Annotated in this window: 10 protein-coding genes, 7 tRNA genes and 1 rRNA gene (1 of these 18 cut by a window edge); 15 read left to right on the top strand and 3 right to left on the bottom strand. The window is 53.9% G+C overall.

Annotated elements, in window-relative coordinates; genetic code table 11:
• The 8 genes from M655_RS17490 to M655_RS17455 form a co-directional block, all read left to right on the top strand.
• Positions 1-2,245: ribosomal RNA gene (locus tag M655_RS17490) — 23S ribosomal RNA — on the top strand; it begins 774 nt to the left of the window's first position.
• 50 nt (positions 2,246-2,295) lie between these two features.
• Positions 2,296-2,386 (top strand) — tRNA-Ser (locus M655_RS17485).
• Positions 2,387-2,397: 11 nt separating this feature from the next.
• Positions 2,398-2,474: transfer RNA gene (locus M655_RS17480), tRNA-Met, on the top strand.
• A gap of 1 nt (position 2,475) precedes the next feature.
• Positions 2,476-2,549 (top strand) — tRNA-Trp (locus tag M655_RS17475).
• A 33-nt stretch (positions 2,550-2,582) separates the two neighbouring features.
• Positions 2,583-2,658 (top strand) — tRNA-His (locus M655_RS17470).
• Between the two features lie 5 nt (positions 2,659-2,663).
• Positions 2,664-2,737: transfer RNA gene (locus tag M655_RS17465), tRNA-Cys, on the top strand.
• A gap of 6 nt (positions 2,738-2,743) precedes the next feature.
• Positions 2,744-2,820 (top strand) — tRNA-Arg (locus tag M655_RS17460).
• 523 nt (positions 2,821-3,343) lie between these two features.
• Positions 3,344-3,517, top strand: coding sequence for a hypothetical protein (locus M655_RS17455; protein WP_155808668.1), 174 nt, complete (start codon positions 3,344-3,346; stop codon positions 3,515-3,517).
• 1,958 nt (positions 3,518-5,475) lie between these two features.
• Here M655_RS17455 and M655_RS17450 read toward each other — a convergent pair.
• Complete coding sequence (locus M655_RS17450; protein WP_005831964.1) at positions 5,476-5,733, bottom strand: hypothetical protein; 258 nt, start codon at positions 5,731-5,733, stop codon at positions 5,476-5,478.
• 345 nt (positions 5,734-6,078) lie between these two features.
• On the opposite strand from M655_RS17450, the gene M655_RS17445 reads away from it, so the two are divergent.
• From M655_RS17445 to mnmL, 3 genes are all read left to right on the top strand, one after another.
• Positions 6,079-6,163: transfer RNA gene (locus M655_RS17445), tRNA-Leu, on the top strand.
• Positions 6,164-6,452: 289 nt separating this feature from the next.
• A complete protein-coding gene (locus tag M655_RS17440; RefSeq protein ID WP_005831962.1) occupies positions 6,453-7,691 on the top strand; it encodes a glycosyltransferase family 2 protein in 1,239 nt (412 codons plus the stop codon).
• 203 nt (positions 7,692-7,894) lie between these two features.
• On the top strand, positions 7,895-8,863 hold the full coding sequence (gene mnmL / locus M655_RS17435) for a tRNA modification radical SAM protein MnmL/YtqA (protein ID WP_026556999.1): 969 nt from the start codon (positions 7,895-7,897) through the stop codon (positions 8,861-8,863).
• Positions 8,864-8,915: 52 nt separating this feature from the next.
• Here mnmL and M655_RS17430 read toward each other — a convergent pair whose 3' ends face one another.
• Positions 8,916-9,644 carry a glycerophosphodiester phosphodiesterase gene (locus tag M655_RS17430; protein WP_005831958.1) on the bottom strand — a complete coding sequence of 243 codons (729 nt, stop codon included), beginning with the start codon at positions 9,642-9,644 and terminating at the stop codon, positions 8,916-8,918.
• Positions 9,645-10,015: 371 nt separating this feature from the next.
• Here M655_RS17430 and ablB point away from each other — a divergent pair, with 371 nt between their 5' ends.
• The gene (ablB, locus tag M655_RS17425; RefSeq protein WP_026557000.1) at positions 10,016-10,870 is read left to right on the top strand and encodes a putative beta-lysine N-acetyltransferase; all 855 of its coding nucleotides are present in this window, start codon (positions 10,016-10,018) and stop codon (positions 10,868-10,870) included.
• A 2-nt stretch (positions 10,871-10,872) separates the two neighbouring features.
• Here ablB and M655_RS17420 read toward each other — a convergent pair whose 3' ends face one another.
• Positions 10,873-12,417 (bottom strand): PucR family transcriptional regulator, encoded by a 1,545-nt coding sequence (locus M655_RS17420; protein WP_026557001.1) that lies wholly within the window; start codon positions 12,415-12,417, stop codon positions 10,873-10,875.
• A gap of 148 nt (positions 12,418-12,565) precedes the next feature.
• On the opposite strand from M655_RS17420, the gene M655_RS17415 reads away from it, so the two are divergent.
• Genes M655_RS17415 through M655_RS17405 form a run of 3 tightly spaced genes read left to right on the top strand, consistent with a single transcriptional unit; the run spans position 12,566 to position 15,285 of the window.
• Entirely contained in the window at positions 12,566-13,918 is a 1,353-nt protein-coding gene (locus tag M655_RS17415) for an aspartate aminotransferase family protein (protein WP_026557002.1), read from the top strand.
• Between the two features lie 15 nt (positions 13,919-13,933).
• Positions 13,934-14,626: a 3-oxoacid CoA-transferase subunit A gene (locus M655_RS17410; RefSeq protein ID WP_005827939.1), complete on the top strand. Its 693-nt coding sequence runs from the start codon at positions 13,934-13,936 to the stop codon at positions 14,624-14,626.
• Positions 14,608-15,285 carry a 3-oxoacid CoA-transferase subunit B gene (locus M655_RS17405; RefSeq protein WP_005827940.1) on the top strand — a complete coding sequence of 226 codons (678 nt, stop codon included), beginning with the start codon at positions 14,608-14,610 and terminating at the stop codon, positions 15,283-15,285. Before M655_RS17410 ends, M655_RS17405 begins: the two co-directional genes overlap by 19 nt.
• The last annotated feature ends 10 nt before the right edge of the window (positions 15,286-15,295 follow it).

Raw genomic sequence — 15,295 nt, 5'->3', positions numbered from 1 at the left:
CCCGAACCCACGCACGTTGAAAAGTGCGGGGATGAGGTGTGGCTAGCGGTGAAATTCCAATCGAACTCGGAGATAGCTGGTTCTCCCCGAAATAGCTTTAGGGCTAGCCTCGGAATGGGACCCCGCCGGACGCGAGCGTAAGCTTGTGTTCGGTGGGACCCTTGAGAGTCTTGGAGGTAGAGCACTGATTGGGCTAGGGGCCCTCATCGGGTTACCGAACTCAGTCAAACTCCGAATGCCAATGACTTATGTCCGGGAGTCAGACGGTGAGTGCTAAGATCCATCGTCAAAAGGGAAACAGCCCAGACCATCAGCTAAGGTCCCCAAGTATACGTTAAGTGGGAAACGATGTGGAGTTGCCCAGACAACCAGGATGTTGGCTTAGAAGCAGCCATCATTTAAAGAGTGCGTAATAGCTCACTGGTCGAGTGACTCTGCGCGGAAAATGTAACGGGGCTAAACGTATCACCGAAGCTATGGCAGTCCTTACGGACTGGGTAGGGGAGCGTTCCAAGCAGCGGTGAAGCCGTACTGGAAAGAGCGGTGGAGCGCTTGGAAGTGAGAATGCCGGTGTAAGTAGCGAAAAGACAAGTGAGAATCTTGTCCACCGAAAGCCTAAGGGTTCCTGGGGAAGGCTCGTCCTCCCAGGGTTAGTCGGGACCTAAGCTGAGGCCGAAAGGCGTAGGCGATGGACAACAGGTTGATATTCCTGTACCACCTCTGTTCCGTTTGAGTGAGTGGCGTGACGCAGGAGGATAGGGTGAGCGGCCTACTGGATGGCCGTCCAAGCAGTAAGCCTGGTGTGTAGGCAAATCCGCACACCGCTAAGGGCAAGCTGTGATGGCGAGGGAAATTTTAGTACCGAAGTCCCTGATTTCACACTGCCAAGAAAAGCGTCTAGCGAGGAACAAGGTGCCCGTACCGCAAACCGACACAGGTAGGCGAGGAGAGAATCCTAAGGTGCGCGGGATAACTCTTGCTAAGGAACTCGGCAAAATGGCCCCGTAACTTCGGGAGAAGGGGCGCCCCGGTAGGGTGAGGGTCCCCGCCCAACGTGAGCGTAAGCTTGCGTTGGGTGGGCTGAGCCCGAGGGGGCCGCAGTGAAAAGGCCCAAGCGACTGTTTAGCAAAAACACAGGTCTCTGCGAAGCCGCAAGGCGAAGTATAGGGGCTGACGCCTGCCCGGTGCTGGAAGGTTAAGGGGATGAGTTAGCGCAAGCGAAGCTTTGAACCGAAGCCCCAGTAAACGGCGGCCGTAACTATAACGGTCCTAAGGTAGCGAAATTCCTTGTCGGGTAAGTTCCGACCCGCACGAAAGGCGTAACGACTTGGGCGCTGTCTCGGCAAGAGACCCGGTGAAATCATAATACCTGTGAAGATGCAGGTTACCCGCGACAAGACGGAAAGACCCCATGGAGCTTTACTGTAGCCTGGTATTGGAACTTTGTGCATCATGTACAGGATAGGTGGGAAGCTGAGAAGCAGGGGCGCCAGCCTCTGTGGAGCTGTCGGTGGGATACCACCCTTGATGTACGGAGTTTCTAACTCGTCGCCCTTATCGGGCGAGAGGACCATGCCAGGTGGGCAGTTTGACTGGGGCGGTCGCCTCCTAAAAGGTAACGGAGGCGCCCAAAGGTTCCCTCAGAATGGTCGGAAATCATTCGTAGAGTGTAAAGGCAGAAGGGAGCTTGACTGCGAGACCTACAAGTCGAGCAGGGACGAAAGTCGGGCTTAGTGATCCGGTGGTTCCGCATGGAAGGGCCATCGCTCAACGGATAAAAGCTACCCTGGGGATAACAGGCTTATCTCCCCCAAGAGTCCACATCGACGGGGAGGTTTGGCACCTCGATGTCGGCTCATCGCATCCTGGGGCTGAAGTAGGTCCCAAGGGTTGGGCTGTTCGCCCATTAAAGCGGTACGCGAGCTGGGTTCAGAACGTCGTGAGACAGTTCGGTCCCTATCTGTCGCGGGCGTAGGAAATTTGAAAGGAGCTGCCCTTAGTACGAGAGGACCGGGGTGGACATACCGCTGGTGCACCAGTTGTTTCGCCAGAAGCACGGCTGGGTAGCTATGTATGGAAGGGATAAGCGCTGAAAGCATCTAAGCGTGAAGCCCCCCTTAAGATGAGATTTCCCACAGCGTTAAGCTGGTAAGACCCCTCATAGACGATGAGGTTGATAGGTTCGGTGTGGAAGCGCGGCAACGCGTGGAGCTGACGAATACTAATCGGTCGAGGACTTATCCACACATCTCTTAGCAAGCATGCATATTCAGTTTTGAAGGAACATATAATTACGGAGAGTTACCCAAGAGGCCGAAGGGGACGGTTTGCTAAACCGTTAGTATGCGCAAGCGTAGCGAGGGTTCGAATCCCTCACTCTCCGCCATTTTTTATTTCGGCGGCGTAGCTCAGCTGGTTAGAGCGTTCGGTTCATACCCGAAAGGTCGGGGGTTCGATTCCCTCCACCGCTACCAAAGGGGCATAGTTTAAAGGTAGAACGAAGGTCTCCAAAACCTTTGGTGTGGGTTCGATTCCTACTGCCCCTGCCAGAAGAGCGACGCATTCTCCTGCAAATTGATATGGCGGTCGTGGCGAAGGGGTTAACGCACCGGATTGTGGCTCCGGCATTCGTGGGTTCAAGTCCCATCGATCGCCCCATACATGGGAGTATAGCCAAGTGGTAAGGCACGGGTCTGCAAAACCCTTATCCCCGGTTCAAATCCGGGTACTCCCTCCATCATCTGTCCCAGTAGCTCAGCAGGATAGAGCAACGGCCTTCTAAGCCGTCGGTCGGGAGTTCGAATCTCTCCTGGGACGCCACACTTGTTAAAACTGTGATATGACAGCGTTTGTCAAACGTCAATGATTGCGTGATTGCGTCAGGTCATTTGAAGGTCGGCGGTCATATGCAGCGAACGTGGAGAACGTGGGAATTATCCAGGCTGGGATTTTAGACAGCACGACACCTTTTGGTTAAAAAAGATCTCTTACAGACTCAAGTTTCTCATTTGAGTTTGAAAGAGGTCTTTTTTCGTGAGGCAAGATATACGAGCTAGATGTAGCGTTGTCCGATATAAACAGGAAACGACAGTAACTGGGGGAAAGGGAAGATTCCGACGCCGGAAACAGAAGGTACTTTTCATTTCAGCTATTCAATTAAAAGGCAAGATCAAGCCGGGAACGTATGGGGTGGATTTGACTGTCAAAAAATCGAAACCCATTATTTTTAGCCCACCGGAAGCAACAGTCAAAGTAGGGAAAAGATCTTTTTAGTTGGAAAGCACTCAAAAGGCAAGAGCGCCAAAACGGTTGGAATGCGTCCAGCGATACCGGGTGTTATAAATTGACGAAGAACGTAGAAAAGCTGGCAGATGCGGATGGATACCGCAGGGAAGTGCCTTCTTTCGTAGCGGGGAAGCCAGGGGTTTACACGATTTATTATGGAATTGATTACAAGGAAAACGGTCAAAACGTGCGCGTGTATCTTTCCACGAAAATTACGGTAGAGAAACAATAAGCAAACGCCCACTAAGCGGAGTCGGTTCCGGTCGGTGGTTTTTTTACCCCAAACTTCTGCAGCAGGGAGACACGATGTCAAAGACGACCAGGAGCGTGTTTGAGTCGTTTTTGGTTCCACAGTAACATTGGGCAGCAGGGCATACGCTCCGTTGAACAGCAGACGGCCTAGGCAGGCGTGAAGTCGAGCGCAAAGTCTGCGTTTCCAGACGACACGATGAAAGGCTTTGTGCGCCGCAAAATTAGCGGTTGTAGACCAACTGCAAGCAGGAAGCCGGGTCGCATCATTTTCACGATTGTACAAGAGAACTGGCGGCATGTATGCTGCACGTGTTCGGAAAAATGGAAGGCAATTCGGCCACGATGGTGTATGCGAATCCGTATGTAGAGGCGTGCTTCAAGGAACGGCATAAGTAGGAGAGGTAAAAAGTTTACAGAAGTTGTGAAGGCTGTTAGCGACGCCTAAGACCTGGTACCGCTATATTTAGTACGAATTAGACAAAGTGTACATATCCCACTGAGAACACGATGCAGTGCAGCTACTGGCGCCCGCTTTCGTTCCCATGTCAGTTTCTCACGAAGGTTAGAGCGAGAAAGCAGAAGGCGTACGCGCGAGTTCAGGAGGAAAGAACAACAAATGCACGAGGGGTGTTCTCAAGACTTGCCGACTTGCCGTATGATGCCGCATGCCTTTTGCATCTGACCAATTTTCATCTGTTTGACTTCTGCAAAACCGCAACGCACAATCCAGCCTTTTTGCGAAAAACGATCCTGCTTGCGATTAGGCGGCCTTTGCTGCCGCGAGATATAGGGGCCTCTTCGCTCTCATTCAATAGCAGAGCGTGCGTAGACAGGAGAGGGGAAGGAAAGCTTCCGTGCATGATACATGAACAGCGCAAAGTACTCTCTTACCACGTTCTCACTTTTATCCGTACGCAGCACGAAGCATGTACGTGTATTACAAGGAGGTGTTTACAGGACGACTTACTCCGCAAATAACTCCCCATCTTTCCTACCTCTACGATCTATTCAGATCTATTCATACCTGCAAAGCAGCTTTTATGTATATAGCCGACCAATCCTATAACACAAACGAGCCAAAAAAAAATTCAAAAACGCACAGCCTCTCATAGCTATCTTTCCTACACGCTAGGGCAACTCAAACCGATTTTTGCAAGGCGAAGAGACTTTAGGTTGAAAACCCATTAAGAGCTGAACGGCAAAACGTAGAGACTCGCAAAAATGTAACAAAATAAGAGCCATTTTGTCGACAGAAAATGACTAAAAATGACACACATATAATAAGGAAGCTTTTCGATGGACGAGCATATTCACTACGAGTAGATTCCCCTGAAAATTCACTCGCTATTCTATATAACGTATCACAAGAAAAAAAGATACTCCTCTCTGCAAAAATGATTTCAAGGGCTGCTATTTTTCTCCGTCCTCGGAAAGTAGAGTGTCAGTGGCGAGAGGACCGTCGTCAGAAAGAGGACAGTCATTGGCAAGTGGACGAAAGGAAACAGGCTACAGACCATGCAAGCCGTTCAGGGACATTCCTTCGTGTTATCCGATCATTGCCCGGCGACCTTTGCTATTTTCACAGAGCAAATAGTCTAGTAGCAAAACGCAAGGGCAAGAGGACAAAACGACAAAACGATACAATCCAACCGATGGTGGGAGTCAGGGTCAAATCCAGGTCCTGAAAAGTCCTGAAAGGTGCTGAAACTCGCCTGGAGACGCCTAAGCATGAATAGCTACTTGACGCTACAGCAGTCGTTTTGCACCACGCGGTATGCATCAGAGAAGAAGAACGGCAAAAGAACACCCAAAGAACAGAACAGCCAAAACAAAGCCAAGTACAACAGAAACCCCCACAAGTAGAAACCTGGCAAAGCCCTTGCTCAAACCGCAGCCGCTGCCCCCACCCCAGAAAGGAAGACCACGAACATATCGTGGTCAAATAAAGGGATTGTAGTAGTAAAGGCCATGCAGGTAACGCCGCTCTGCTTTTTCTAGCGCAACCGCCTTTTCGCTCTCAAGGGAAGCACGGAGCTTCTCCCAATACTCGGGAGTGGCATCGCTCAAATCGACCTCCAGCTCGTCGCCAACCAGGTTGCGGATTAGCTGCCAATCATCTGGATGCTCATACTGCTTCATGCCGCCGCCAATGAGCCGAATATCGTGCAGAAGCTGTTTGATATTCTCGGGAATCATCGTTTTTCCCCCATGACGAAAAATTTTTTTGAGAAAGTTGGCCTTCCACTACTGGTAATAATTTGTCTTTTTCGCCCTGAAATATGTAAGAAAGCCGAAAAATATGGCGCTGCGGTCTATGCATAATCGTGGCGAATCGAGGAGAGCGGATCCCAAAACTACTGTCCCTATTTTTGGAAAAACAAACAAAATCCGCGTGTTTTCGACAGGAAATAAATGCGGTTCCCAGATAGAATTTGGGCACTCAGATGGAGGAAAACGCTATTGACTTCGAAAAATGGATTGTGTATACTCAAAAACGTGATTCTGCGGCAGGTAACCTGCACAAACGGTCACGGATAACAGGCGGTCGTGGTGGAATTGGCAGACACACCATCTTGAGGGGGTGGCGGGGCGACCCGTGCGAGTTCGAGTCTCGCCGACCGCACCATCGTATCGAACCGGGGACTAAGCTTGGACCTCGTGTTTTCGAAATAAATCAAGCCTTTTCGACAAGGGCTTTTTTTTCTGCTCATGTTCAAGGCTTGTCGAATAGAAAGAGAAAAAGGTGGGAAAGGTGTTAGCAGTGCCTTCTTTTTTCCCACTTTTGGGTCATTGATCTTGAAACGCTTTTGATGTACACTCCCAATTGGGAGAAATACAATAGAGAAATGTTGGAAAAACAACACTACCTGAAGTCAGATCAGACCCAATTTGATTCAGGTCGAGGAGAAGAACCCATGAGTGTAATTAGAGAGATCATTGAGGGATTATTCATCGGATTCACTTCAACGGTAGGTGTGATTAGCACGTACCAAACGCTGGTTTCTTGTGCGGGCCTGTTCCGCAAAAAGGAGCAGGTGACAAGCGAGCCACAAAAAACATTTGCTGTACTGGTTGCGGCGCATAACGAAAGTGCCGTAATCGCTCCACTGATTGAGAACCTGAAAAAGCTGGACTACCCACGCGAAATGTACGACATCTTCGTCATTTGCGACAACTGTACTGACAACACTGCTGAGATCAGTCGGGCACACGGAGCCATCGCGTGCGAGCGTTTTGACACGTCCAAGCGCGGAAAAGGCTACGGGATTGAGTGGATGCTGGAGAACCTCTGGGCAAGGCCAAAGCAGTACGATGCAGTCGTCATGTTTGATGCAGACAACCTGGTTGAAAAGAACTTCCTGAAAGTGATGAACGACCGTCTGGTCAAAGGGGCGCGCGTGATTCAAGGCTATCTGGATTCGAAAAACCCGTTTGACTCCTGGATTACCCTGTCTTATGCTGTGACGTATTGGTTTACAAACCGCATGTGGCAGTTGGCCCGTCACAACCTTGGCCTGCCGAACACGTTAGGCGGTACGGGCTTGTGCATCGAGAGCAATCTGCTCAAGGAGATGGGCTGGGGAGCAACCAGCCTGACGGAAGACCTGGAGTTTGCTACGCGTTGTATTGAGCGCGGCATTTATCCGACCTGGGCCCATGATACGAAAGTATGGGATGAGAAGCCGATTGACTTGAAAGCTTCGATGCGCCAACGCTTGCGCTGGATGCAAGGTCACTACGATGTGGCTGGACGCTACATCGGAAGCGTACTGAAAAACGGCTTGAAGGCAAGAAGGCTGGGCATGCTTGACGCGGCTTTCTACCTGTTCCAGCCGATGTACGTGCTGATGGTGACGATGATGTCCTTGCTGTTTTTGGGCCGATATTTTGACATTGCGGCTCTGACGCCTGCTGCTACCATCCTGCCAACCTGGCTGGTGTACGGATCTACGGCTGTGTTTTATTTATTGCCGATTCTGGCGCTCTACCTCGAGAAAGTGCCACTAAAAGGATATTTGGGACTGCTCTTGTTGCCGTTCTTTTTCCTGACGTGGCTGCCGATCATGTTTTACGCGTTTTTCACCAAGAAAAATCAGGTGTGGAGCCATACGTCCCACACTCGCGCCATTCGTATCGAGGAGATCCAGCAATAGGCACGTGAAGCAAAAGACCACAGGTGCATCTCGCCCTGTGGTTTTTCTGTTAGCGAAAGTGGCGAAAGGAGCCTGTGATCTGGTATAATAACGCGATCACCACACGAAAAGAGAAAGCGTTGCAACTGGGAAAAAGGCACCCTGAGCGTTGGCTGCGCGGACAAAACCGAACCCGCAGCCGGGCCACGAGGAGGAATACGGCGATGAAGCTCGCACCACAACATTGCGATCACGATACTCCCTTGCTGTGGGGAGATAAACGATACCATACATGGAACTACCATTTGCGTTCGACTTTTCACGAAAAAATTTTCAAGGTTCCGCTGGACGGGGGCTTCAGTTGCCCGAACCGGGACGGCAAGGTCGCGACGGGTGGCTGCACGTTTTGCAGTGCGCGCGGCTCCGGCGATTTTGCCGGGGACCGGAGAATGGATCTAAAGCGCCAGTTTCACGATGTGAAAACCCGGATGCATGAAAAGTGGCCCCAGGCCAAATACCTTGGCTTTTTCCAGGCGTACACGAACACGTACGCCCCTGTAGACGAACTGCGCGAGATGTACGAGGTCATTCTCCGGCAGGAAGGAGTTGTCGGCCTCTCGATCGCAACGCGTCCTGACTGTCTCCCGGACGATGTGGTGGAGTATTTGGCGGAGTTGAACGAGCGGACGTATCTGTGGGTGGAGCTGGGCCTGCAAACGATCCACGAGCATAGCGCGCAACTGATTAACCGGGCGCACGACTACGCCTGCTATGTCGATGCGGTGGAGAGGCTGCGCAAGCACAACATTCGCGTCTGTACGCACATCATCTACGGGTTGCCGGGAGAATCGCACGAAGAAATGATGCAGACGGCCGATGCGGTCGCCCATCTCGACGTGCAAGGGATCAAAATTCATTTGCTGCACCTGCTGCGCAAGACGCCGATGGTCAAGCAGTACGAAGCGGGCCTGCTGGAATTTCTTTCGCAGGAGGAGTACACCAAGCTCGTCGTCGATACACTTGAAATTTTGCCGCCGGAAATGATCGTCCACCGCATCACAGGCGACGGGCCAAAGGATTTGCTGATCGGTCCGATGTGGAGCCGCAAAAAGTGGGAAGTGCTGAACGGGATCAATGCCGAGCTGAACCGCCGAAACAGTTGGCAAGGGAAGTTTTATGTTCCGCACAGGTAAAAGTTGATTGATAAACAAAAAGGAGCCTCCGAGAAGGCTCCTTTTTTCGTGGCTATTCAACATGGATGATTTTTCTGGCGCGCCCCGGATAGTTGGTAATGATCCCGTCCACGCCGATATCGACGGCCCGCTGGATTTGCCGACTGCTGTTTACCGTCCAGCCGTAGACGGTCAACTGGCGCTGTTTGGCCTGTTGAACCAGTTCGGGTGTGAGCTGGTCGTACGGGACGTGCAACTGCTCGCAACGATACTGGCTTGCGACTGCCCACGGTTTTGCGAGCGGGCCGACGTATAAAAGGCCGGTCGTTTGCGCAGGGTCCAGTTCTTTGATGCGCAACAAACTGTCGAAGTTGAACGTGGAAATGATCGTTCGCTCCGTGAGCTGATAGCGCTGGATCAGCTCAATGACTTTTTCTTCAAGGTGGGGCTGGTTTTGAAAAAAATTTTTCAATTCGATAATAAAGCGTAACGATGTATCGGAAAAGGCTTGAAATACCTCGCGCAAAACGGGAATCCGGGCTTTTGGATAACGCGTGGAGCAAGTTTTGTCTGCGCGAAGCTGGCGCAGCTCCCGCATCGTATAGCCGCGCACAGGACCGGAGCCGTTTGTCGTCCGTTCCAGTCGGTGATCGTGAATGACGGCCAGCTTGTTGTCGCGGCTTAGCTGGACGTCCAACTCAATCCCGTCCGCCCGCTTGCGGACAGCAGCGTGAAAGGCTTCCATCGTGTTTTCCGGATACAGGCCGGAAGCGCCGCGATGCGCGAACACAAGTGTGGACACGTGGGCTTCCTCCCTTCTCAGACGTGTCATGCATATTACATGCATATGTAAGTGGCCCCTCGATACTACCTATCCTGAGGGGCACAAAAGAGATTCTATGAGATTGAGACGAGAACGATGACGAGGAGAACGAACAGGACCAAAACAAGGGCGAAATCGTTGTTTCTGCTGCAGCTCATTAATACCCCCTCCTTCCCAGATGGAGCAACTCCCTTCATCTTATGAACCAATAGGGAAAATGGCGCTCGTCGAATGCCCAACCTGCCCGCATTTGTGCCTGGCTGCCCACTTTTTATACAGATTGGCAGATGACGGAGAAGCTCCATTTGCTACAATGAAAGCACAAGGAAACAAAGGGGAGGGGTAGTTTCATGACACAGACACAGATTGAGGAAATGCTCGCTGCGGGCGATTTGGTGGACGATCGGCAAAACCGCAGGGTCAAGCTGCATCTGTACGACCGGGCGCGGCTGAAGGAATACGACCAGATGCTGCGGCAGGTGGCCGAGAAGTCGAATGCCACCAAGCTGATCGTCTACGGGAAAAAGCGGGACGTAGCGGAGTGGCTCGCGCTTGGCTATCGGCAGGAAGGGGTCATTGACGGATTTTTTCGCGGAGAAAATGCCTACATGCTCACGGCGTATGTGACAGAGGAACGGGCGACGTCGACAGCGCCTGAGCTGGCGGAGGAAATTTTGGCGCTGAGTCTGGCAAAGGCGGGAGCGGGGGAAGAAAAGCCGCTGCCGGAAGGGTACAGCATGCGTCCGGCAACAGAGGCAGATGCAGAGGAGCTGGCACGCCTGTACGGCCTTGTGTTCGCGACGTATCCTACCCCCATGGATGATCCGCATTACGTGCGCAAGACGATGCAGGAGGGGACGGTGTACTTCGTCGTCGAGCATGCCGGGAAGATCGCCTGCGCAGCGTCTGCCGAAGTGTCGGAGCGGATGGGCTCGGCGGAGATGACCGACTGTGCCACCCACCCCGATCACGCCGGAAAAGGCCTCCTCCAGCCGCTGTTTTGCGCTCTGGAAAAAAAGATGGAGGAGGCAGGGATTTACTATCTCTATACCTTGACCCGGGCGCAATCGGCCGGGATGAACGTGACAGCAGCCAAGATGGGCTATGAATACCGCGGTCGGCTCATCAACAACTGCACGATTTTTTCCGGATTCGAAGATATGAACATCTGGGTGAAGCCGCTGCGGCAAACCAGGGACGAATAAGGCTACTCGCGGGAAGGAAACAGTTGCTGCTGCAGGCGGCGGGCCATGAGCGCCAGTTGAAGCTGCCAGCGCTGATGGGCATCCTCCAGGCGGTAGCCTGTTTTTTCCTCGATCTGGGTCAGGCGGTATTTCAAGGTGTGGCGGTGAATATATAACGCTTGGGAGGTTTGCAGGCCGTTCCCGTTTTGCGCGAGGTACACCTCCAGCGTCTCCAGAAGCTGCTGGTTGTATTTGCTGTCGTAGCGAATCAACGGCTCCAGGATCGGCTTCCACAAGCCGAGCATGCTCTGCTCGTCGCGGTGGTAAGGAAACAGGAACTGGTAGCCTTGCATGTCCCGGTAGCGCAGCATTTGCGGGGCGCGAGCGAGCAAGGGATAGGCTTGCAGCGCGAACATGGCTTCCTCGGACGCGCCAGAAACATCTGTCAACTGATCGCGCGGATTGCTGATGGCGACCTGCAAGGGAGTGGAGGAATGCAGCCCCTTCCAGCGCGCTGTGAACTGCTCCAAGAGCTGCAGGCTCGTCCGGTCATCGGGCAGCACGAACAGCAGGCAATGAGGCCGTTCTCGCAACAAATACGAGCGCTGGTGGCGGTCGCAAAGCCTGCGCATCAGCGTGATGGCGCTTTGGTGCAGCTCCCCGAGCCTGTCCGGTTCGGCAGTGTCCACCTTGACGGCCACGACGAGATGCTTGCCCGACAACGGGTATCCGAGCATGCGACAGCGGCTTTCCAGCTCTTGCGGACTCATCGGCTTTCCGTTTAAAAGCTCCTCGACGAAGTCGCCTTTCAGCCGCCATTCTGTCGCAGAAACGGCGCGTTCTTTTACATATTCGAGCGCACACAAGGTAGCTGCGTGCTGGAGCGCCACATCGTCCAGCTCCTTCCACGCTTCCCGCGGCTTGGCCAGGCTGAGCGTGCCGAAATGCTCGCGACTGGCGCGGATGGGTACCGTATGCACGTGCTCTCTCGCTTCGTCATCGGTCGGCGCTGTCGGGCAGCCGTGCTGGGTCACTTCAAAGCCGAGCGCATCCAAAAGCGTCACGCCGCCGCCCGTCAGCTCTGCCAACTCGGCGGCGATGGCAGGCAGACCGCCTTTGGACAAGGCAGCGTCGATCATCCGGTTGTGGATCGCCTGCGAATAGGCGAGCGTCTCGAACTGCCGGTTGACGATCGGCTGCAAAATGGCTCTGGTAATCGTCGAGAAGTTGATTTCGGTCGGAATTTCGATGAGCGGGAGCTGGTGGCGATCAGCCAGCTCAAGAAAGCTTTCGGGAATTTCCCGCAAGTAAAATCCGGTATGGATGGCGACTCCGCTCAGCTTTTGCCTCGCCACTGTCGGAATGAACGAGCTTTGCCGCTCCATATTTTCAGCGAGGCCGAATCCGGTCGTAATCAAAAACTCGCCTTCCTGCAGCCGGCTGGCGTCTTCGAGCACCTCGACAATCGTCACCCAGCGAATCGGATTGTCCAGTCCGCCCGCTCCGGCGATCAACCGCGTCTGCACCATGTCAGGCAGTTGCAGAGCCTCTCTGATCGTAATCGTCACGAGGCACACCTCCGTGTTGCAAAGTTCTTTATACAAAATGTACAAAAGATTTTGTCTCTTCGCCATATTTTTTTGCCAGCGCGTCGGATGGATGAACCGCACAGGTCAGCTAGGATAGAGGGAGAGAATAAGCGAGGTGGCGACGATCATGAGCAGAAGCTATGTAATCAAACCGGAGTTGGGCAAGACGTATCCGTTCATTTCTCATGGCAAAGGCATTTATTTATACGATAAAGACGGCAAGCGCTATATCGACGGCTGCAGCGGGGCTGTGACTGCGAGCATCGGCCACGGGGTGGAAGAAGTCGCCGAAGCGATGTACCAGCAGGCCAAAGAAGTATCGTTTGCGTACCGCTCGCACTTCAGCAGCGACGCTGTGGAGGAGCTGGGGGCGAAGCTGGCCGAGTGGGCGCCAGGTTCGTTGAACTGGACGTTTTTTGTGAGCAGCGGCTCCGAAGCGACGGAGACAGCGCAAAAAATCGCGATCCAATACTGGCAGGAAAAAGGCAGGCCGACGAAAAACAGAATCATCTCCCGCTGGATGAGCTACCACGGCATCACCATGGGGGCGCTCTCCATGTCGGGGCACGTGCTGCGCCGGAAGCGCTTCGTACCGCTTTTGGAGGACTATCCGACGATTACCGGGCCGTATCCGTACCGCAGACCAGCAGGCATGTCGCTGGAAGCGTACGCCCTGGAATGCGCGAATGAGCTGGAGCGGGCCATTCTGCGCGTCGGAGCCGAGCAGGTGGCGGCCTTTATCGCGGAGCCGGTTATCGGGGCTTCCGGTGGCGCGGTCGTCCCGCCAGACGGCTACTTCCAGCGGATTCGCGAAATTTGCGACAAGTACGAAGTGCTGTTCATCGCCGACGAAGTGATGACAGGGGTAGGGCGCACCGGAAAAGCGTTCGGGGTCGATCACTGGGGTGTCGTGCCTGACCTGATGACGCTTGGCAAAGGGATGAGCGCCGGCTATACGCCGATGGCTGCCACGATGGTGACGGATGAAATTATCGAGACGATCACCCAGGGAAGCGGGCTGATTATGGCGGGACACACATACAGCGCCAACCCGCAGTCTGCTGCCGTCTCGCTCGCGGTTTTGAAGTACGTCGAGAAGCACGGCCTGATCGAGAAAGCGGCCGAGCAAGGCGCTTACTTGCTGTCTCGCCTGCAAGAGCTGGCAGATGAATTGCCGCTGATTGGCGAGGCGCGCGGTTTGGGCATGCTCTGCGGTCTGGAATTTGTCAAAAACAAAGAAACGAAAGAGCCGTTCGCCTTGTCAGAAGGAGTGGCGTCCAAGGTCATCGCGAAGGCATTCGAAAAAGGTCTGCTCATCTATCCCGCCATGGGGGGAATCGAAGGCGTGGCAGGAGACTCGATCATCGTTTCCCCGCCGCTGACGATTACAAAAGAGCAGATTGATGAACTGATCGCCCTCTTGAAAGATGCGATTGTCAGCGTCCAGCAGGAGCTAAAAGACAAGGCGCTGATTGGCTAGAGGGGGGAGACTGAAATGACAAACCGTTTTGATAAAGTGGTGACCGTACAGGAGGCGTTGTCCCATTTTCGCGATGGGATGACGCTGCTCGCGGGCGGCTTTGGCGGGGTAGGCAATCCGCCGACACTGATCCAGGGCATTTTGGATCTGGGTGTGCGCGACTTGACGCTGATTAGCAACGACACGGCGTTTCCGCACATCGGAATCGGCAAGCTGGTGACAGAACGACGCGTGAAAAAAGTGATTGCCTCTCACATCGGCTCCAACCCGAACGCAGGGGCGCAAATGACGGCAGGCGAGCTTGAGGTCGAGTTTTGCCCGCAGGGGATTCTCGCCGAGCGTGTACGGGCGGGCGGCGTCGGTCTGGGCGGGATTCTCTCCGACGTCGGCATTGGCACGATCGCGGAAAAAGGCAAGCAAAAAGTCGTGCTGGACGGAAAAGAGTACCTGCTGGAGACGCCGCTGACGGCGGAAGTGGCGATCGTCCATGCGAAAAAAGCGGACCGCTTCGGCAACCTGGTGTACGATACGAGCGCGCGCAACTTTAATCCGCTCGTGGCGATGGCGGGCGACATTACGATCGTGGAAGCGGACGAGATTGTCGAGGTAGGCGAGCTGGACCCGGAAGAAATCGTCACGCCTGGCGTCTTCGTCAACTACATCGTGCAAAGTGAAGGGGTGAACTGGCAATGGGCGTGGGAGAAGTAAAAGAGACCGAGAGCTACCGCGAGCGAATCGCGCGCAGGGCGGCGATGGAAGTCGAGGACGGCATGATTATCAATTTGGGGATCGGCATTCCTACGCTGGTGGCCGATTTTATCCCTGCTAACAAACGCGTCATGTTTCACGCGGAAAACGGCATATTGGGTACCGGACCGAGCCCGGCCAAAGGAGAGGAAAACGCCATGCTGTGCAATGCGGGCGGTTTTCCGGTCACGCTTGCGGCGGGGGCGTCTTTTTTTGACAGTGCCACGGCCTTTGCGATCATTCGCCGCGGCTTGCTGGACATGACGATCCTCGGCGTCCTCGAAGTGAGCCAAAACGGGGATATCGCCAACTGGATCGTGCCAGGCAAACGCGTGCCGGGAATGGGCGGAGCGATGGAGCTGGCGCAAAAAGCGAAAAAGGTCATGGTCGTGACCACGCACCTCGACAAAAACGGCCGCTCCAAAATCGTGCGCGAATGCTCGCTTCCGCTGACAGCGAGCAAGGCGGCAGACTGGATCATTACCGATATGGCCGTGATGGAAGTGAAGCCGGACGGCCTGTATTTGCGCGAGGTCATGTATCCGTACAGCGTGGCCGATGTGATCGGAGCCACCGAAGCTGAACTGAAGGTAGAGGGAGAAGTGGGCGTATTCCGCTAGGCAAAGACGA

Origin of the sequence: Brevibacillus sp. NSP2.1 (genome assembly GCF_000470975.2) — a bacterium.
In the GTDB taxonomy this organism is placed as follows: domain Bacteria; phylum Bacillota; class Bacilli; order Brevibacillales; family Brevibacillaceae; genus Brevibacillus; species Brevibacillus agri.
The sequence above is the reverse complement of the archived record's forward strand: the minus strand, read 5'-3'. Positions and strand labels throughout refer to the sequence as shown.